27 protein-coding genes are annotated in these 15,794 nt (G+C 54.2%); 7 read left to right on the forward strand and 20 right to left on the reverse strand.

Annotated elements, in window-relative coordinates; genetic code table 11:
* The first annotated feature begins 12 nt into the window (after nt 1–12).
* The 6 genes from hfq (at nt 13) to BEN30_RS15075 (ending at nt 5,912) form a co-directional block, all read left to right on the forward strand.
* Nucleotides 13–267 carry an RNA chaperone Hfq gene (hfq, locus tag BEN30_RS15050; RefSeq protein WP_069959137.1) on the forward strand — a complete coding sequence of 85 codons (255 nt, stop codon included), beginning with the start codon at nt 13–15 and terminating at the stop codon, nt 265–267.
* A gap of 165 nt (nt 268–432) precedes the next feature.
* Complete coding sequence (gene hflX, locus BEN30_RS15055; protein ID WP_069959194.1) at nt 433–1,749, forward strand: GTPase HflX; 1,317 nt, start codon at nt 433–435, stop codon at nt 1,747–1,749.
* A gap of 262 nt (nt 1,750–2,011) precedes the next feature.
* Nucleotides 2,012–2,281, forward strand: a complete 270-nt coding sequence (locus tag BEN30_RS15060; protein ID WP_069959138.1) for a hypothetical protein — start codon at nt 2,012–2,014, stop codon at nt 2,279–2,281.
* Between the two features lie 75 nt (nt 2,282–2,356).
* Nucleotides 2,357–3,172, forward strand: coding sequence for an inositol monophosphatase family protein (locus tag BEN30_RS15065; RefSeq protein ID WP_069959195.1), 816 nt, complete (start codon nt 2,357–2,359; stop codon nt 3,170–3,172).
* 16 nt (nt 3,173–3,188) lie between these two features.
* Nucleotides 3,189–4,067, forward strand: a complete 879-nt coding sequence (locus tag BEN30_RS15070) for an NAD(P)-dependent oxidoreductase (protein WP_170827082.1) — start codon at nt 3,189–3,191, stop codon at nt 4,065–4,067.
* A 159-nt stretch (nt 4,068–4,226) separates the two neighbouring features.
* On the forward strand, nt 4,227–5,912 hold the full coding sequence (locus BEN30_RS15075) for a methyl-accepting chemotaxis protein (RefSeq protein ID WP_069959140.1): 1,686 nt from the start codon (nt 4,227–4,229) through the stop codon (nt 5,910–5,912).
* A gap of 81 nt (nt 5,913–5,993) precedes the next feature.
* Here the strand turns inward: BEN30_RS15075 and BEN30_RS15080 are convergent, their stop codons facing one another.
* Genes BEN30_RS15080 through BEN30_RS15095 form a run of 4 tightly spaced genes read right to left on the reverse strand, consistent with a single transcriptional unit; the run spans nt 5,994 to nt 8,806 of the window.
* Nucleotides 5,994–6,614, reverse strand: coding sequence for a hypothetical protein (locus BEN30_RS15080; RefSeq protein WP_139135063.1), 621 nt, complete (start codon nt 6,612–6,614; stop codon nt 5,994–5,996).
* Complete coding sequence (gene mazG / locus BEN30_RS15085) at nt 6,611–7,477, reverse strand: nucleoside triphosphate pyrophosphohydrolase (RefSeq protein ID WP_069959142.1); 867 nt, start codon at nt 7,475–7,477, stop codon at nt 6,611–6,613. The genes BEN30_RS15080 and mazG overlap by 4 nt, the downstream gene beginning before the upstream one ends.
* 46 nt (nt 7,478–7,523) lie before the next feature.
* Complete coding sequence (locus BEN30_RS15090) at nt 7,524–8,282, reverse strand: YkgJ family cysteine cluster protein (protein WP_084005628.1); 759 nt, start codon at nt 8,280–8,282, stop codon at nt 7,524–7,526.
* A gap of 38 nt (nt 8,283–8,320) precedes the next feature.
* Nucleotides 8,321–8,806: a YchJ family protein gene (locus tag BEN30_RS15095; RefSeq protein WP_069959144.1), complete on the reverse strand. Its 486-nt coding sequence runs from the start codon at nt 8,804–8,806 to the stop codon at nt 8,321–8,323.
* Between the two features lie 353 nt (nt 8,807–9,159).
* Between BEN30_RS15095 and BEN30_RS15100 the strand changes: the two genes are divergently transcribed.
* Nucleotides 9,160–9,582: a helix-turn-helix domain-containing protein gene (locus BEN30_RS15100; RefSeq protein ID WP_139135064.1), complete on the forward strand. Its 423-nt coding sequence runs from the start codon at nt 9,160–9,162 to the stop codon at nt 9,580–9,582.
* On the opposite strand, the gene BEN30_RS15105 is transcribed toward BEN30_RS15100, so the two are convergent.
* The 16 genes from BEN30_RS15105 to BEN30_RS15160 all read right to left on the reverse strand — a co-directional run bounded on the left by BEN30_RS15105 (nt 9,545) and on the right by BEN30_RS15160 (nt 15,748).
* On the reverse strand, nt 9,545–9,790 hold the full coding sequence (locus BEN30_RS15105; protein WP_069959146.1) for a hypothetical protein: 246 nt from the start codon (nt 9,788–9,790) through the stop codon (nt 9,545–9,547). The genes BEN30_RS15100 and BEN30_RS15105 overlap by 38 nt on opposite strands.
* Before the next feature lie 125 nt (nt 9,791–9,915).
* Nucleotides 9,916–10,068 (reverse strand): hypothetical protein, encoded by a 153-nt coding sequence (locus BEN30_RS18720; RefSeq protein WP_170827083.1) that lies wholly within the window; start codon nt 10,066–10,068, stop codon nt 9,916–9,918.
* Complete coding sequence (locus BEN30_RS15110; protein WP_069959147.1) at nt 10,065–10,499, reverse strand: hypothetical protein; 435 nt, start codon at nt 10,497–10,499, stop codon at nt 10,065–10,067. The genes BEN30_RS18720 and BEN30_RS15110 overlap by 4 nt, the downstream gene beginning before the upstream one ends.
* Entirely contained in the window at nt 10,499–10,633 is a 135-nt protein-coding gene (locus BEN30_RS19140) for a hypothetical protein (protein ID WP_281201846.1), read from the reverse strand. Before BEN30_RS19140 ends, BEN30_RS15110 begins: the two co-directional genes overlap by 1 nt.
* On the reverse strand, nt 10,633–10,809 hold the full coding sequence (locus tag BEN30_RS18725; RefSeq protein WP_170827084.1) for a hypothetical protein: 177 nt from the start codon (nt 10,807–10,809) through the stop codon (nt 10,633–10,635). Before BEN30_RS18725 ends, BEN30_RS19140 begins: the two co-directional genes overlap by 1 nt.
* Nucleotides 10,810–11,211 (reverse strand): cell wall hydrolase, encoded by a 402-nt coding sequence (locus tag BEN30_RS15115; protein WP_069959148.1) that lies wholly within the window; start codon nt 11,209–11,211, stop codon nt 10,810–10,812.
* Nucleotides 11,212–11,267: 56 nt separating this feature from the next.
* Nucleotides 11,268–11,513 carry a hypothetical protein gene (locus BEN30_RS15120; protein ID WP_069959149.1) on the reverse strand — a complete coding sequence of 82 codons (246 nt, stop codon included), beginning with the start codon at nt 11,511–11,513 and terminating at the stop codon, nt 11,268–11,270.
* Entirely contained in the window at nt 11,513–12,058 is a 546-nt protein-coding gene (locus tag BEN30_RS15125; RefSeq protein WP_069959150.1) for a hypothetical protein, read from the reverse strand. The genes BEN30_RS15120 and BEN30_RS15125 overlap by 1 nt, the downstream gene beginning before the upstream one ends.
* A gap of 3 nt (nt 12,059–12,061) precedes the next feature.
* Nucleotides 12,062–12,646, reverse strand: a complete 585-nt coding sequence (locus tag BEN30_RS15130) for a hypothetical protein (protein ID WP_069959151.1) — start codon at nt 12,644–12,646, stop codon at nt 12,062–12,064.
* Between the two features lie 4 nt (nt 12,647–12,650).
* Nucleotides 12,651–13,067 carry a hypothetical protein gene (locus BEN30_RS15135; protein WP_069959152.1) on the reverse strand — a complete coding sequence of 139 codons (417 nt, stop codon included), beginning with the start codon at nt 13,065–13,067 and terminating at the stop codon, nt 12,651–12,653.
* Nucleotides 13,067–13,489, reverse strand: coding sequence for a hypothetical protein (locus tag BEN30_RS15140; protein ID WP_069959153.1), 423 nt, complete (start codon nt 13,487–13,489; stop codon nt 13,067–13,069). Before BEN30_RS15140 ends, BEN30_RS15135 begins: the two co-directional genes overlap by 1 nt.
* Nucleotides 13,465–13,683: a hypothetical protein gene (locus BEN30_RS15145; protein WP_069959154.1), complete on the reverse strand. Its 219-nt coding sequence runs from the start codon at nt 13,681–13,683 to the stop codon at nt 13,465–13,467. The genes BEN30_RS15140 and BEN30_RS15145 overlap by 25 nt, the downstream gene beginning before the upstream one ends.
* A 3-nt stretch (nt 13,684–13,686) precedes the next feature.
* The gene (locus tag BEN30_RS15150; protein ID WP_139135065.1) at nt 13,687–14,004 is read right to left on the reverse strand and encodes a hypothetical protein; all 318 of its coding nucleotides are present in this window, start codon (nt 14,002–14,004) and stop codon (nt 13,687–13,689) included.
* 66 nt (nt 14,005–14,070) lie between these two features.
* A complete protein-coding gene (locus BEN30_RS15155; RefSeq protein WP_069959156.1) occupies nt 14,071–14,928 on the reverse strand; it encodes a major capsid protein P2 in 858 nt (285 codons plus the stop codon).
* A gap of 16 nt (nt 14,929–14,944) precedes the next feature.
* Complete coding sequence (locus tag BEN30_RS19145) at nt 14,945–15,079, reverse strand: hypothetical protein (protein ID WP_281201847.1); 135 nt, start codon at nt 15,077–15,079, stop codon at nt 14,945–14,947.
* Nucleotides 15,080–15,190: 111 nt separating this feature from the next.
* Nucleotides 15,191–15,748, reverse strand: a complete 558-nt coding sequence (locus BEN30_RS15160; protein ID WP_069959157.1) for a P-loop NTPase family protein — start codon at nt 15,746–15,748, stop codon at nt 15,191–15,193.
* Nucleotides 15,749–15,794 lie beyond the last annotated feature (46 nt).

The following is a 15,794-nucleotide window of genomic DNA, read 5'->3' on the forward strand; positions in this document are numbered from 1 at the left end:
AAGGAAGCAACCATGGCTTCGGAAAAATCACAAAACGTTCAAGACGTGTTTCTCAATCACATTCGCAAACAAAAAACACCCATCACCGTCTTTTTGGTGAACGGCGTTAAGCTTCAGGGCATCGCGACGTGGTTTGATAACTTCTCGGTGCTGTTGCGCCGCGATGGGCACACCCAGCTTGTTTACAAGCACGCGATCTCGACCATTATGCCGTCACAGCCCATCCAGCTGTTCGAGCCGGAAACGGCAGACGACGTAGAGGAATGACATACTTTGTCATCTGATACGTCTGACGATGGTCCCGTCGATTTAGGTGAAGAGGAAAACTCTGAGCCCAATCGGGATATCGGCAAAGTCGGCGAGGAAGAGCATCCGCAACGCCCTGGAGGGGAGGAGCGTTCTCTGCGCGAAGACTCACGCCCAAGCGACGGCATTTTGCATGACGTCGACGGTTTTGCGCGCGGTGAACGCTGCCTGGTCATCCACCCCCATCTGAAAAAGACTTCGCGCAAAGAAGGCGGGGCCTCTGTGCGCGGCCCCGAAGCGCGCCTGGATGAAATCGTTGGCTTGTCCGAAGCCATTGAGCTGGACATCGTTGAGACGCAAATCGTCTCCGTCACCGATCTCAAGCCGGGATCATATTTCGGTAAGGGGACCGTTGAGCGCTTAGACGCCATCATCAAGAGCCGTGACGTCGGTGTGGTGGTGATCGATGCGCAGCTTAGCCCTGTGCAGCAGCGTAACTTGGAACGCGCCTGGGAAGCCAAAGTGCTGGACCGCACCGGCATCATCTTGGAAATTTTCGGCGAACGCGCGCGCACCAAGGAAGGGCGTTTGCAAGTTGAACTGGCACACCAATCGTATCAACGCTCTCGGCTGGTTCGGTCTTGGACCCACTTGGAACGCCAACGCGGCGGCGCCGGGTTTATGGGGGGACCGGGTGAAAGCCAGATCGAAGTCGACAGACGGTTGATTGATCAGCGCATCACCAAGCTCAAAAAACAGCTGGTGGAGGTCAAACGCACTCGCGAATTGCACAGAGAAGCGCGCCGCAAGGTGCCATATCCCATTGTCGCGCTGGTGGGCTACACCAACGCGGGCAAATCGACTTTGTTCAATCGCTTGACCCATTCCGACGTGTTCGTCAAAGACCAGTTGTTTGCCACCTTGGACCCGACCATGCGGGGCCTTGAGTTGCCGTCAGGGACCAACATTATCCTGTCCGACACGGTGGGTTTCATTTCCAACTTGCCCCATGAACTGGTCGAAGCGTTTCATGCCACCTTGGAAGAGGTGTTGGAAGCGGAAATCATCGTCCATGTGCGCGATATTTCCCATCCCGACAGTGAAGCGCAAAAAGCCGATGTGGAAAGCGTTCTCAAGGGCCTTGGCGTGGATGATGAACGGGTCGGCAGCGCGATGATTGAAGTGCGCAACAAATGCGACGTTCTCAGCCCAGACGACTATGAACTGCAGTCCAACATCGCCAAACGCGCCGATCCACCGGTGGTGTTGATGTCGGCGGTGAGCGGGGAGGGGCTTGAGACGTTCTTGGCCCTCATCGAAGAACGGCTTTCAAGTTCTCATGAAACCATCACCGTGTGCCTATCGCCCACGGAAGGCAAACTGATGTCTTGGATGTATACCAACGGCGAAGTTCTTGAGCGCACCGACGCCGATGACGGCGTGCATTTAACGGTGCGGTTCGAACCCAGCAATGCGCGACGCTTTGAACAAATGAAGCGCTAAGGGGTTTTCCCGCTTCCAAACGCCTTTCCCAAATATAATTCCACACGGTTGCGCGCTCAGGGCGCTGCAACCTGACCCTTTGCGAGTCGATGTCTGAGAAATATCTGTTTTTGTTTGATTTAACTGTTGACAAGTGGGTGGCTACTAGTAGATAATGGACGACTTAAGTTGAATGCCGCAGGTGTATCGTGCGTGTCTGGAAGCGTGTTCTGGGTCGTGTGTTGCGTCGAGCGGTTCCCAGAATGGGCGGAAGGGAAGAGCAATGGCCACCACGGAAGCACAGCGCAAATGGCGCGAAAAAAATCGCTTCGTTAAATCACAGCTGAATGTCATGGCGCGTAAAATCACCCATGACGGTCTTAAGGAAATTTCGGAAGTCTTTGGACTGCACGGCAAGGCGGAAGCCGTTGCCTTTTGCGCCTACATCGTGCGCGCGATGCGGCAAAAGGGCGAACGAGACGCGGCGACGTTTTTATACCTGGATGCCTTGAAGGCCGGCTTTAAGCGCGACCGCGATACCTATTCGCCCTAAAAAACAGGGCCTTAAAAGCTGGTATATGTGATTCATGGCTTGTACATCGGCTCATGATGTCGAAATATGGTGCCCATGAACACTTTGTTGCAAGACGTTGAAAATCTCATGCGGGACGTGGCGGAACAAGAAGTTCTGTCGCGTTTTGGGCGTCTTGAACGCACCGACATCCAAGCCAAACGCGGCCCCGGCGACATCGTCACAAAAGCCGATTTGGAAGCTGAAAACCGTCTGATCGAAGGTTTAAGCAAACTCTTGCCCGAAAGCACCACGGTCGGCGAAGAAGAATGCTTTCACAACCCAGACCTCCTTCAACGCCTCAGTTCCGGCCAACCCGTATGGGTCATTGATCCTCTCGATGGAACCGGGAACTTCGCCGCCAACAAGCCCTGTTTTGCGATGATCTGCGCGTTGATTGAAAACGGGCAGACGCAAATGGGCTGGATTCTCGATCCCGTTGCGGGGGTGTGCGCGCAGGTCCAAAGGGGCCGCGGTGTGTATATCGGTGGCCAACGCCTCACCATCACGCCGCCTGACGACTTAGAACACATGACCGGGTCGTTGGGCGATGGCACACGCAAAAAAATCAAAGCGCTGAAAGAAGCCGGAGAACCAGGACTGCCCCTGCATCTGGTGCGCTATCACTGCTGCGGGCGGGAATACTTGGATTTACTGGTGGGCAAGATCCATTTTGCCCACTACGGTGGGGCCTTGATGCCGTGGGATCACGCTGCCGGCACCTTGATGATTGAAGAAGCCGCAGGCTATGCCCGGCTTCGCAAGGACAAAAGCCTTTACATTTCGGGCCGTTATGGCCAAGGGGATCAGTTGTTACTTGCCCCCAATGAACATACCTTCGATGCGCTGGGTAAGGTTCTGTCAAACGTTTGAAAACGGAGCATTTAAAATGAAAACGGCATTTCTGGGTCTTGGCGTCATGGGTTATCACATGGCGGGCTATCTGCAAAAAGCAGGTTACGAAACCACGGTCTATAACCGCACGGCGCAAAAAGCGGTTGCCTGGGTAGCCGAGTTTGGCGGAACAAGCGCCGACACCCCCGCCAAAGCCGCCCACGATGCCGACATCGTGTTTGCCTGTGTGGGCAACGACAATGATTTGCGCGCTGTCGTGTTGGGTGAAAATGGCGCGTTTTCCGGCATGAAGGCCGGGGCCATTTTCGTCGACAACACCACCGCATCCGCAATTGTTGCCCGCGAATTGTATGCCCTGGGCAATGAGCACGGGTTTCATTTTATCGATGCGCCGGTTTCGGGCGGCGAAGCGGGGGCTAAAAATGGCGCTCTCACGGTGATGTGTGGTGGCGATGCAGCCGCCTTTCAAAAGGCTCAGCCCGCCATTGACACGTTTGCCCGCGCCGTCACCTTGATGGGACCCAGCGGCAGCGGCCAGCTCACCAAAATGGTCAACCAGGTGTGCATCGCGGGGATGTTGCAGGGCTTGTCGGAAGCGCTCAACTTTTCCGAACGCGCCGGGCTGGACAGCAAACTGGTGCTCGACGTGATTTCCAAAGGCGCGGCGCAGTCGTGGCAGATGGAAAACCGCGGCACCACCATGGTCGATAATAAATTCGATTTCGGCTTCGCCGTCGATTGGATGCGCAAAGATTTGGGCATCGTTCTGGCGGAAGCCGAACAAAACGGCGCGCAAATGCCGGTAACGGCCTTGGTCGACCAGTTTTACAAAGACGTTCAGGCCATGGACGGTGGGGCTGGCAAACGCTGGGATACCTCGAGCCTCATCAAACGCTTGCGCCGCGAAGACTAAGTGCTCTCCGTTTGGTAACGTTACGCAAAAATCCATATTTTGCATTGCACTGAGAGCGATGCTGTATTGCAAAAAACAGTCATTCCAATGGCAATTTTGTACTGTTAAACAGGTGCCTTATGTCCGACGGGTGTCGTCAGGCCAGAATAGGTGCGTGTTATGTTCTTGCAAAACCTCCCCATAAATAAAAAGTTGATGTTGATTGTCGCTTTGGTCGCAGTGGGTATGATGGTGATTTTTTCCATCAGCCTGTACGCGCTGCGCAGTGAAATGATGGACAGTCGCCAGCAGAAAACCAAAAGTATTGTCGAAACCACCCTGTCTGTCATTGCTCATTTTGAGGCGATGTCCCATAGCGGGCAACTCACAAAGGCCGAAGCACAAGAAAAAGCGAAGTTGGCAGTCGCTGACTTGCGTTATGACGATGGCAACTACGTTTGGATCAATGATCTTGATGTTATTATGGTCATGCACCCGTTAAAACCCGCCCTCAACGGGAAAGACCTGTCGGACATCAAAGATCCCAACGGATTTGCCTTGTTCACAGCGTTTGCCGATACGGTGCGCAACAAGGGTGCTGGATTTGTGCCATACATGTGGGCCAAGCCGGGCTTTGATAAGCCTCAACCCAAAATTTCATACGTTGGCGGATTCACCCCGTGGGAATGGGTTGTGGGTACGGGTGTGTATATCGATGATGTGAATACGGCATTTTACAATCAGGCGATGGTTTTTGCGGTTGTGTTTGCGGTTGTGTTGAGCTTGGTGGTGGCGTTTGCCATTGCCATAGGTCGGGGCATATCCGGTCCCGTGAATGCTTTGTCTGTGACCATGCGGGAACTATCAGGTGGGAATAAGAGCCACGACATTCCAGGGCTTGAGCGTGGTGACGAAGTCGGTGGCATGGCCCAAGCCGTCAACATCTTCAAACAAGAAATGATCCGTGCAGAAGCCCTTGATGAGCAACACAAAGAAGTTGAACGTGCCCAGAAACAGCGGGCCGAACGCATTGCCGCGTTGACGCAAAAATTTGATCAAGATGCGGCGGCTATGATCCAAACCGTCTCTTCTGCGGCGACGGAGCTTCAATCGTCGTCTCAGTCCATGAGCGGCACGGCAGAGCAAACCATGAGACTGTCAACCAGCGTCGCCAGTGCGTCCGAACAAGCGTCCGCCAATGTGCAAACTGTGGCCAGTGCGGCGGAAGAACTGTCGGCATCGATTTCGGAAATTTCACGTCAAGTGTCGCAGTCCTCGCAAATTGCGGGAACGGCCGTGTCCGAAGTCCAGGGGGCCAACACCAAAGTCCAAGGATTGGCCGAGGCCGCCAACAAGATTGGTGCCGTGGTGGCCTTAATCACCGACATCGCGGATCAGACCAACCTGCTGGCCCTGAACGCAACCATCGAAGCGGCCCGCGCGGGCGAAGCGGGCAAGGGCTTTGCGGTGGTGGCCTCCGAAGTGAAGAACCTCGCCAACCAAACGGCCAAAGCAACGGAAGAAATTTCCAGCCACATCAGCGGCATCCAAAGCGCCACACAAGATGCGGTTCACGCCATTGGGTCCATTGGCGGTATTATGAACCAAATCAATGAGATATCATCAACCATTGCTGCGGCGGTTGAAGAGCAGGGCGCGGCCACTTCGGAAATTGCCCGCAACGTTGAACAAGCGGCGATTGGCACCAAGGAGGTGACGACCAACACTGTCAAAGTCACCCACGGGGCCAGCGAAACCGGCCATGCAGCGGGTGAAGTTTTGGCGGCATCCAAAGAATTGTCCAAGCAATCCGAAATGCTCCGCGCCACCGTGGATACGTTCCTCAACGACGTTCGGTCAGCTTAGAACCTCAACCTCCATCATAAAAAAGCGGGCGGCAGACGCGAAGGTCTTCCGCCCGTATTTTTTGCAGTTCAGTATGAGCAGTTATTCGATGATGAACACCGCGCGGGGACGGGGGCTTTTGATGTCTTTGACGTCCCACACCAGCCACATGAAGCGCGGATCTTTGGGGTCTTTCTTTTTTGACGTGGCGTTGTCGCTTTTGACGGGCAGGTCAGTTTTAACGCGGATTTGACCTTGCATGTTCAGGCCCATATCCCAAAGCCGCTGGCGGTTGTCTGCCGAAATGGATTTGCCTTCGAGCACAATGTAGCCAGAATTTTCAACGTATTTTAGCTGTAAAATCAATTCGTTGCGACGAATGAAGGTCATGGTTTTGTTTTTTAAGAGATCGCCCGCGATTTCCCATTTCAGCTTGAAATGGCCTTGTTTGTAGTACTGGAATTCTTTGGTGGCGGTGTCGCGTTTGAAATCGCGCTCGATCACGGCGATTTTTTCTTTTTCTTCCGCGGGTGAAATCTTGCCATCTTTGAGGCCCTGATAGAGCGTCAAATCGGCCAAGTAGCCGTCGAACTTCACGGAATAATAACCAGCCTTGTCGAGCTCGATTTCCGCATCGAACCGCGCCGGCAGATAACACGACGCCAACAGCGCGCCCATTAGCCCTAAGCCTAAAAACTTAACCAGAACGGATTTGAGTTTCATTGGTCTTTTGGTCCTTTGTCTGCGTTTTGGCTATCTGCGTTTTGGGCGGTCTTCGCTTCGTCCCACAGGCGGTCCAGTTCATCCAAGGCGGTGCCTTCGACGGTTTGACCTTGGGCCCACAGGCTCTGTTCAATATAACCAAAACGGTTTTCGAAGCGGCCATTGGCGCGCCCCAGCGCCACTTCGGAATCCACACCCAACTTGCGCGCCAAGTTGACGCAGGTAAACAGCAAATCGCCAATTTCGTGTTCGATGGCGCGTTCATCATGGGTTGTGATTTCAGCTTCAAGCTCGGCCACTTCTTCGCGAAATTTGTCGAACACGGGGGCCACGCCGGGCCAGTCAAAGCCCACTCGTGCGGCGCGTTTTTGCAGCTTGTGGGCGCGCATCAAGGCCGGGAAGCCTCGGCTGACATCGGCCAGAGCTCCGGTGGGCTGATCGACATTTGCGCCTTTTGCCTTGGTTTTGCGCTCATCAGCCTTCAGCGCTTCCCAATTGTCCACTTGGGCCTGGGCGTCATCGATGCCCACTTGGGTGCCGAACACATGGGGGTGGCGACGGATCATCTTTTCGGTAATCGTAGCGGCGATGGCGTGAAAGTCGAACGCGCCTTGTTCCTTGGCCATCTGGGCGTAAAACACCACCTGGAACAGCAAATCGCCCAGTTCGTCCTTCAAATGGTCCATGTCGCCGTGTTCGATGGCATCGGCGACTTCATAGGCTTCTTCGATGGTGTGGGGTGCAATGGTGGCGAAGGTCTGCTCCAAATCCCACGGGCACCCGCCATCGGGCGAGCGCAACCGCGCCATCAGGTCCAGAAGACCGTCTAAGTCGTTTTTGGGGAGGGGGGTAGATTTGCTCATGCGTCGATTATCCCGAGAGGCCTTGGCAGACACAAGACATTTCGCCTTAAACTTTCAAAACCTTGCCATATTCGTCTAAAGCCGCCTGATAGCGCCCGTGTTCGCTGGAAAACTCTGGTTTATCGCAGGTGAAGTCCACGAATTTCTGCAACACTATCGATTGTTTTGCGGCAAAATCCACCACATCAACGGTCCCTAAGCGTGTCAGAAGGGGGAAGAAGCTCACCACCACATGACCGCCTTGGGGGCGCAGCGCCATTTTATCGATGTCTTGGCGCAAGGCGGGCAGGCCTGCCATCATGAATTCGCCAAATGGGCGCAAAATGGCGGCATCAGCCTCTAACTGGCGACGTTCCGCGATGAATTGGGTCCGCTCCGTAATGACTTTATCGGCGTAAACGACCGGGGCTTCGGTTGAGATGTCACACTCCCATCCGGCCTTGGGAATCAACAGATCGGTTTGATCGTCTTCGGCGCGGCTGCCCGACAGTGGCATGGTGCGGCACCGTTGCGGCTTGGTTTCGTGAACCGCGCACAGGCCATCGGGCAGCAACGCCGGGCAGGGCGTATGCAGCGGCAGGTAGGACAGGGCGGTGATCCGCACAGCGATCGGCTTCTTTTTAGACGTTTTGGTCAAAAGGCCATATTTGGCGGTGATCTCAAACGACTTACCGCCGGGACGCACGGGCGTGAACAGCAAAAATAGCGGCAACAGATCGGCGTGGCGGATGGCGTCGTCCAGGCCCAGCGGCAACCACCCCTGACAGCATTTGCCACAACCGATACAGTTAAAATGCCGATCCACGGCGTCCCCTCATTCAGTCTAGGCCATCAACGGCAATATCAGGCGCCACAACACTTTTTGAACTTTTTGCCGGAACCACAGGGGCAGGGATCATTGCGCCCGACCTTGTCGACCCGGCGCGGCTCCAAGTTGGGATTGATTTTGCCGTCCAAGTAGACCCAGCGGCCGTTTTCGCGGATAAAATCGGCGCGTTCTCGGTGCGCATGCAATTGTCCGGCTTCGTTAAAGCGCGCCGTAAAGGTCACGGTGCCCACCTCGTCGTCCGCGCCGCCACCGGTGGTTTCGGTGATTTCCAGACCAACCCATTCGGTGTCCACCGATTGCGCCTTGGCGGCGGCTTTGTTGTAGCTGCTCTGCGCAGACTTGGCGTGGGTGTTGGCAACGTGATCAAAATCATCTTTGACGTGCGCCGTATAACGCGAGCGCATCAAAGCCTCCGCGGTCAGAGCCGTGCTGGGGTCAGCCAAGATCGGCCCACAACACTCATCAAAATCTTTACCGGAATTACACGGGCACGCAGTCATGGCAGGTACTTTCTTTAAAGGGGGTGTTTGAGAATCAATTGGGTGATGGCGACAATTTAACCGCTGCCGCTCCAATTTGAAATCACTGTGTTGAGGAATGCATTCGGTAGTTTTCACAGAAGCTTGGAAGAATGGGGGGGGGCCACGTAATCGTAGCGCGCAGTCACATACGAATATTCCCGTTAATCGCATAATGTATATTATGGAAAATCGGCTTAAGATTTTCATTTCAAAGGCTTGGCGCGCTTTCACACACCATCTAGTGATCTTCGCCCCCACACCTACGTAAGCCCGTAGGTTGACGGCATTGGTCATACAATGCCCATTTCTCCCCTATGGCACTGGAAACTTTCATGGTTGCGTTACCCCCACCCGACAAAATCGGCATGGCAAACTACCTTGAAAAGCTCGCTCATACTTTGCGCTTTCAAGCCGAAAATGACGCGAAAAGAGTCCTCGACAACGCCAACGTCAACCGCCACCGCGACAAGCTCAAAGACGCCCGCGCCGTGCTCAGGGCGCGCATGTGGCAAGGGCTTGATCGTCACCGCGCCATCTTGCAAACCGAACAGGAAACAGGCATCCCTCGCGACGTGCTGGAAAAATGGGCCAACTTGGAAGCCGCCGATATCACCCGGCAAAAACGTGATCGAGCGATCATGCAAAAATGCGCGACAGGCTGGACCAACCCCCAGCTTGCCACGCATTTCAACGTCTCAGAAACGCACATCGCCCGCATTATCGCAAAAATGCGCGCCACAGCAAAAAGACCATGACCAACCCCACCACCCATGGAGTGTATTTTTTGATTGCATCTTCCCGCGCCCATGCGCTTTCGATTTCATCAATCCATGACTGGTCAATGATTTCCGCGCCATTTTCAGAACCAGACGAAAACCACGCCGGAACAGACCAGTCCCATTGACTTGCGTCAAAAGCCGTGGTTTTGAGCCAGTCGGGAACATAGTCCGTCCAAGTCGACATGATCTTAACCCTTCGCCTTCACCACACGCCCGCCCTTGGCGTAGCGATAACCCTTTTTGAGTTTGGACGTGCCCTTTTTCAAGCCCACCCGCGACTTTGATTTTTTACGCCGTACAGCCATAACCTCACCCCTTGACCTTGACGGGAACGCCGTCAACATATTTCCAGCCCTTCACCAAAAGGCCGCTCTTGCCGTTGCGATAGGGATTTTCACCCGTCGCACCGCCACCCTTACGCGCCGCAAAAACCTGCTCACGACGGCTTAAAATCTTGCTCATGATTTGCCCCCAAATTTCAAAAGCGCCGCCTTGGCAATGTCGCCCATGTGCGGAGCCGCAAAGTAAAACCCTAGAATTAACATCATCGCGCCATTCATCGCCCCGGCGCGCTCCCCAATGACGCTAGAAGCCAACTGCAAATTGACCGGGTTGACCTCCCAAATCGCCACCAAATCAAGCGCCATGCTGGTCAAATATTGCAGCAACCAAACCGCCGTAATAATCAGCGCCAACAAGCGCCGCGCCAAACTTTGCCCTTGGGTTGAAGCCATCCACTCAACCACCATCTTGCGCGCCTCAGAGCGATCCTTTGCCGCATCCCCGGCCTTTTCTTCGTCGGTATACACCAACGCATCTAGGCCACGGGTCACACCGGACACAACGCCCTGCAAAGCCGCTTCCGTGCCGAAGATTTTACCAAAAAAACCCATTAGATTTCCTTGCCCGCCTTGATTTCCAGACGCAACAGACGACGATCAAACTTCCACAAGGCGAAGGCAAGCAACACCGTCGCGGCATCGCCACCCATGCCCAACACCTCGCGAACAGCGTTAAACAATTCCATCACGCGCCCCTTTTCTTTAACCAGCGCCAACCCAACCACGCCGCCACGCCCGCAAACAAAATCCACTTCACTTGCGCCGAAATCAATTCGGGCGTTGTTTCGCCATCCTCAGCGCGATTGTTGAACCATTCCCACGCCACCACACCCGACAAAGCCCACAACAAAATATTGACCATCTAAGCCACCCCGAAACGATGCTGGCCAACGACCGCCGTTTCATTAAAAGCGCTGATCCATGTGGGCGTGACAATGCGCGGATTGTAATAATGGGTTGCCCCGCCCGTCACATCGGGCAGATCGCCCGCAATCGCCAAGCCCGCGATTTCATAAGCCAGATCAAAAAGCGCATCGCCCTTATTCGGCTCTTTGGTGCGGATCAACGCCGCGTTGGGGTCGTTTTGGTTCCATGCGGTAAATTGTGCTTTTTTCATGCATACGGAAATGACGCTATCGCCCCACCAGCCGCCCAAGGTTGCGCGCCGCATCACCACGTTGGCAACGGCTTGCATTCCCGCGTAGCCTTCGCCCCGCGCCTCACCATAAGCCGTCCTGGCTAACACCAACTGAGCCTCATTCATCCGCCACCGCCACAGGGCAAATAGCCCAACTCCAAAGGTTAAAAATAGCCATCGCATCACACCACCAACGGACGCAAGGCGGCAATTTGCGCCTCCACGTCCTGAATGAAGGCAAGCGCCACCGCGTCACCTAAAACCGCCTCACGTTGTCGCCTATCACTGATTGACGCCTCTAAGGCCAAGATAGCCGCCTCAGCATCACGCCGGGCTTGCCCCGCCGCCCAAGCCACTTCCTCAGCTTGACGAACAGCAATCTCCGCCGCGCTCAAATCAACCAATTTGCCATTAACGCTTTTTTGCATCACAGCACCCCGTAAATAGAAAATTCACCAGACACCAAACCAGCCGTTAAAAGAAAACTTACGGCGTTAATCTCCGCACCTGTGCCAACTCCACCCGATCCTTGATTGCGAACCATATGAGCAGCACGCCAATGCGTGCCAGACCAATGACAGCTTTTAAAATACACAGGATTTGAAGGGTTTTTTAACTCTAAGGTAAATTCCCCAGAGTTTCCCGCAGTTGTTCCTAAACCCTCACCTACAATATTCATGAGAATTTGACCCGCGCTTGCCGCTCCTCCATCAGCACCCCCCGCCCCATCCTCCCTATCACTTCTTGTCTTGTAAAAATGAGAGGATAAAAAAGTTGCCCCTCCATCACTAGATAGCTTGAAAAGCAAAGACACATTGTCAGAACTCGTAACAATGTCATGCCCCTCAAAAATAAAGTTTTTGTAAGCAGTATCAATAATTCCATCTGTAAAATCGACAGAGGAAACACCCGCCACAACTTGACGATTAATTAATTTGATTGATCCGCCACCGCTTGAGCTAAATCCGGTCATGACTTAACCCTCTTCTAAAACACGCACGTCTTGCCCCGCCGTGCCGCTTATCGCATAAACCGCCGCCGAAACACCCGACAAGGTGAACGCGCCGCCATTGGCCGCAACCTCTAGACCATCGGCCACCGTCACACCCGCACCGCCCAAATAAATGGGTTGCGCGCCTAAATTTTGGATGGTTACAGACTTGCGCGCCGCATTGGCAGCAACAACAAGACCAGCGGCAACCCCTACGACCACAGCCGCCGTTGAATAACTTGACGCCAAGCCAAGATCCACCGTACCCGATATTGAAATCGTCCCCGACGCCTGAAAACGACCATCGTCAATCGCGCCCTCACCGACACCAATGTTGAACGTGACGGCACCGCCCGAATTGTTTACAACGCGAATCGAACTGAAGCCCTTAGGCACCGGAATACCGACGCCAACAGGCACCAAATACGGACTGTAGCCGTCAACACCGACATCAAGCTCCGTTGCGCCCGTGCAATCGAGAATGCGGAAAAAATGCCCCTCGAAATTCAGCGTAATTCCCGCGCCATTGGCAAGCGTATAAGGCTCGATTTTATAAGGTTCACCACTCATCTTTTTACCTCTTAAACAAAATGCCCAAAGCCACCACCGACGCACCGACCAAAATCAAAGCCTTCAAAGCCAACATTCCAATTTCTTTTTGATCGCTCTCAACCTTTTCGGCCAAAATCTTGTTGTTTTCCGTGAACGCTTGGGAAAAGGCATCGGTCACATTTTCGACAGCCTTCGCCGCACCCTCCAAGCCCGCCTCAAGAACATCTTTCGCCCCGGCAATCGCGCCGTAATCCGTAAAAGACACATCACCCGAACCCGACACCGCCAAACCGTCACCGCCTACCGTTGCGCGCTGGTCATATTGATCCGAACTCGTTGAACTTGAGCTTGACGATTGCGACGACGAAGAGCCGCCATGCACCGCCACCCCATAGCGCCCGAACCGTTCCCGAAACCGGATATCTGCCGGGTGCGCCATTAGACAACGCCCTTTTTAAACACCACTTCCGTCTTGCGAAAACCAGCGTCCCGCAAAGAGCCGATAAACCGCGATCCGCCCGCAACGTGGGTACGCATGGACGCGCAACCACGGGACCGGGCGAAATTCTCCAAGGCCGGAAGCGTGAGCCGTGCCGCTGATTTATGATTGCGGAACGCCTCGCCCGCTTGGATCACCAATTCACGGGTGCGCCCAAAATCATCAACCCACAACACCACATAGCCCAACGCATCCGCCCCCAAAGAAACGAGATACAACGTCGCGTGCCCCTCGATAACTTCCCGGCGCAAATCGTCCAGCGTGTAAGTGGGATCAACACCCGCCGCACCCTGCAACAAAATCGCGGCCTGTTCATTCCAAGCTACGGATTTCAAATTTACGTTTTGCGTCTGCTCAACCATGCGAAAGCCACCAATGCCAAAGCCACAACAACCACGACCCCCATTGAGCCGATACCCGAACCGCCCGTGATCACATCGCCAAACGTGGCGTTTGCGCTCATTGTGGCGGCACTGTCCGAAAACGCATCAGAGGGGGCGGCATCGCCACCCTGCAATGATGTTCCGCCCCCAAGCGCCTCCGTAAACGGGTCCATAGATCAACGCCCCTTCATCAAAGCGATAACGGCAATGATCAAACCCGCCGCCGCGATCCACATGCCGATTTTCTGATAATCGGTAGAGGCAAAACTATCGCCCATACTTTGCGCGCCACCCGCACCACTGCCAAACGTGGCTTGCCCAGACGTAGGCACCAAGCCCGCCGCCATAGACCGCTTGTAAATATCCAAATCGGCAATTTTGGAACCCCAATCGGTGAAGATATCCAAAATGCCGTTTAGAGACCCCGTTCCCCAAGTCGCAGAACCGGAGCCACCCCCCGAAGTCGAAGTGCCAGTTCCAAATAACCAACCCATCACATATACCCCTTAAAAATTGAGAGGCTGGCACGCCCTGCCCCACAACGTGCCAGCCGATGAAGATTAGTCGGGTTGCCCCAACACCTCCTCATGGAGAACCGTGTACGCCGCCGCAGCCGCGTTAAAGTCCAATTTCAAGCGGAAACCATTTGCGCCCTGTGTCGGGACAATACCGCTGTAGCGATTGCCCGAAAAATCAAGGTGCGTATAGCCCGCCTGAGGGGTACGGCTTACGGTTTGGAAGCTTTCGATATCCGCGATCAAATCCGACAAGCCCGTTGTCACTTCACGGATTTTCGTGTCATTGAGCAGCACTTCAAAGCTGTCAATTGCCGCCGAACTGATATGCAGCGCCTTAACGCCGCGACCGGTTTCCGGACCACGAATAGGCAAGTCGTGAATTTCAACACGACCAGCCGCCGACACGTTGCCATAAGACGTGGAACGCACGCGCAAAATCTGACCCGGAGGACGAGACACCAAACCACCCGCGCCCCATTGCAAATTCGCGAAAGCCCGCAATTCAGGAGCTACGGAAGCCGCCGCGATCTTGACTTCAAGGGTCACGTTCAACAGGCCCTTTGTGCCCAGCGCAAAACGCTGCTCTTCAATCGGGTCCATGAATTCAGGCCGAATGAAGGGGATCACGAAATAACCGGCAACCATGGGGAAGCCGTAATATTGATTGAGCATCACCAGTTCCGCACCGGAAATATCAATCATAGGCTCACCATTGACCTTGAGCTTGATATTGTCGATATGCGTCCCGAAATCGGCAACGGCGCACAGCGTAGACGCGGTGTGCTTCAATTCCAAAATCAGGTAGCGATACGTTGAACCATCGGCAGGTAAGGACAAGTTAGCAACTTGACCGACGCCGACAGCGTTGAACGACTGCAATTCACGGGTAACGTCACGCATTGGACCGCCCCCCCCCTTAAGAAATTACGTCGTAGATTTCGGACAACACGGGGATATCGTTTTCATTTCCCCACTTGACCAACAACACCAGCAGACCCACCCCGATCATCACCGGAACGGAAGCCTTTAACAAATCCGTCACCTTTTTCATTCCAACAAACCCCAAAAAAAGAAAAACCCCAGTCACGCCGCCCGCGTGAACCTGAGGTTTATCCAATTCCCTTTTTTTGGGAGTTTCATCGCTCCGTATACGTATACGGAGCTAGGTAGGGGGGATGATCCGCAATTCGCCGTTTTCATCCCTGTAGACGTGATGGAAGCGCTCAAGCTCTTGGATCATTTGCCCCGCGCCCTGCACTTGCATGGCCCGTTCCGCCGCCTCGATATCGTTGGAAAATGACAGGGCAAACGATGCCACCCGGTCAAGGTTTCCGCGTGCCCTTGGCGACACTTCCGCGGGACGTTGGGCCAAGTACACAACGTCAATCCCACGCTTGCCGCCCTTGGACATAATGCGGCCAAAGCCGGAATGTTTTGGCTTAACGTGCAATCCAAAACTGTCCTGAGCTTCATCGACAACAAACATCACCTTGCGTTCGTTTTCGCCCAGCTTATACGGCTCTTGGAGCGCCTGAACGATCCGCGAGACCTGATGCAATTCGGCCTCTTCATGCATTTCCTGAGGGACATAGATCAAACGGAAATTGCCGTCCCAACAATCTTCCAAGACGCGGAGAAAATCGGCCAGATCAACGGCACGATAAAACCCTTTCAAATCGTCAAATTGCTCTTCCGGATCAAACACGATAACGCGATCCATACCCCTAACCATATTCTTGACATATGTCGTTTTGCCGCTTTGGGAT

Origin of the sequence: Magnetovibrio blakemorei (assembly GCF_001746755.1) — a bacterium.
Lineage (GTDB): Bacteria > Pseudomonadota > Alphaproteobacteria > Rhodospirillales > Magnetovibrionaceae > Magnetovibrio > Magnetovibrio blakemorei.

Excerpts from the sequence above, each read along its gene's own strand:
- BEN30_RS15150 (WP_139135065.1), bottom strand. The coding sequence starts at position 14,004 with ATGGGTTGGTTATTTGGAACTGGCACTTCGACTTCGGGGGGTGGCTCC.
- BEN30_RS15160 (WP_069959157.1), bottom strand. The coding sequence starts at position 15,748 with ATGGATCGCGTTATCGTGTTTGATCCGGAAGAGCAATTTGACGATTTG.
- BEN30_RS15075 (WP_069959140.1), top strand. The coding sequence starts at position 4,227 with ATGTTCTTGCAAAACCTCCCCATAAATAAAAAGTTGATGTTGATTGTC.
- BEN30_RS15130 (WP_069959151.1), bottom strand. The coding sequence starts at position 12,646 with ATGAGTGGTGAACCTTATAAAATCGAGCCTTATACGCTTGCCAATGGC.
- BEN30_RS15105 (WP_069959146.1), bottom strand. The coding sequence starts at position 9,790 with ATGTCGACTTGGACGGACTATGTTCCCGACTGGCTCAAAACCACGGCT.
- BEN30_RS18725 (WP_170827084.1), bottom strand. The coding sequence starts at position 10,809 with ATGGTCAATATTTTGTTGTGGGCTTTGTCGGGTGTGGTGGCGTGGGAA.
- BEN30_RS15155 (WP_069959156.1), bottom strand. The coding sequence starts at position 14,928 with ATGCGTGACGTTACCCGTGAATTGCAGTCGTTCAACGCTGTCGGCGTC.
- BEN30_RS15145 (WP_069959154.1), bottom strand. The coding sequence starts at position 13,683 with ATGGACCCGTTTACGGAGGCGCTTGGGGGCGGAACATCATTGCAGGGT.
- BEN30_RS15095 (WP_069959144.1), bottom strand. The coding sequence starts at position 8,806 with ATGACTGCGTGCCCGTGTAATTCCGGTAAAGATTTTGATGAGTGTTGT.
- hfq (WP_069959137.1), top strand. The coding sequence starts at position 13 with ATGGCTTCGGAAAAATCACAAAACGTTCAAGACGTGTTTCTCAATCAC.
- BEN30_RS15080 (WP_139135063.1), bottom strand. The coding sequence starts at position 6,614 with ATGAAACTCAAATCCGTTCTGGTTAAGTTTTTAGGCTTAGGGCTAATG.
- BEN30_RS15070 (WP_170827082.1), top strand. The coding sequence starts at position 3,189 with ATGAAAACGGCATTTCTGGGTCTTGGCGTCATGGGTTATCACATGGCG.
- BEN30_RS15140 (WP_069959153.1), bottom strand. The coding sequence starts at position 13,489 with ATGGTTGAGCAGACGCAAAACGTAAATTTGAAATCCGTAGCTTGGAAT.
- BEN30_RS19145 (WP_281201847.1), bottom strand. The coding sequence starts at position 15,079 with ATGAAAAAGGTGACGGATTTGTTAAAGGCTTCCGTTCCGGTGATGATC.
- BEN30_RS15125 (WP_069959150.1), bottom strand. The coding sequence starts at position 12,058 with ATGACCGGATTTAGCTCAAGCGGTGGCGGATCAATCAAATTAATTAAT.
- BEN30_RS15100 (WP_139135064.1), top strand. The coding sequence starts at position 9,160 with ATGGTTGCGTTACCCCCACCCGACAAAATCGGCATGGCAAACTACCTT.
- BEN30_RS18720 (WP_170827083.1), bottom strand. The coding sequence starts at position 10,068 with ATGAGCAAGATTTTAAGCCGTCGTGAGCAGGTTTTTGCGGCGCGTAAG.
- mazG (WP_069959142.1), bottom strand. The coding sequence starts at position 7,477 with ATGAGCAAATCTACCCCCCTCCCCAAAAACGACTTAGACGGTCTTCTG.
- BEN30_RS15120 (WP_069959149.1), bottom strand. The coding sequence starts at position 11,513 with ATGCAAAAAAGCGTTAATGGCAAATTGGTTGATTTGAGCGCGGCGGAG.
- BEN30_RS15060 (WP_069959138.1), top strand. The coding sequence starts at position 2,012 with ATGGCCACCACGGAAGCACAGCGCAAATGGCGCGAAAAAAATCGCTTC.
- BEN30_RS15115 (WP_069959148.1), bottom strand. The coding sequence starts at position 11,211 with ATGAATGAGGCTCAGTTGGTGTTAGCCAGGACGGCTTATGGTGAGGCG.
- BEN30_RS15110 (WP_069959147.1), bottom strand. The coding sequence starts at position 10,499 with ATGGGTTTTTTTGGTAAAATCTTCGGCACGGAAGCGGCTTTGCAGGGC.
- BEN30_RS15065 (WP_069959195.1), top strand. The coding sequence starts at position 2,357 with ATGAACACTTTGTTGCAAGACGTTGAAAATCTCATGCGGGACGTGGCG.
- BEN30_RS19140 (WP_281201846.1), bottom strand. The coding sequence starts at position 10,633 with ATGGAATTGTTTAACGCTGTTCGCGAGGTGTTGGGCATGGGTGGCGAT.
- BEN30_RS15135 (WP_069959152.1), bottom strand. The coding sequence starts at position 13,067 with ATGGCGCACCCGGCAGATATCCGGTTTCGGGAACGGTTCGGGCGCTAT.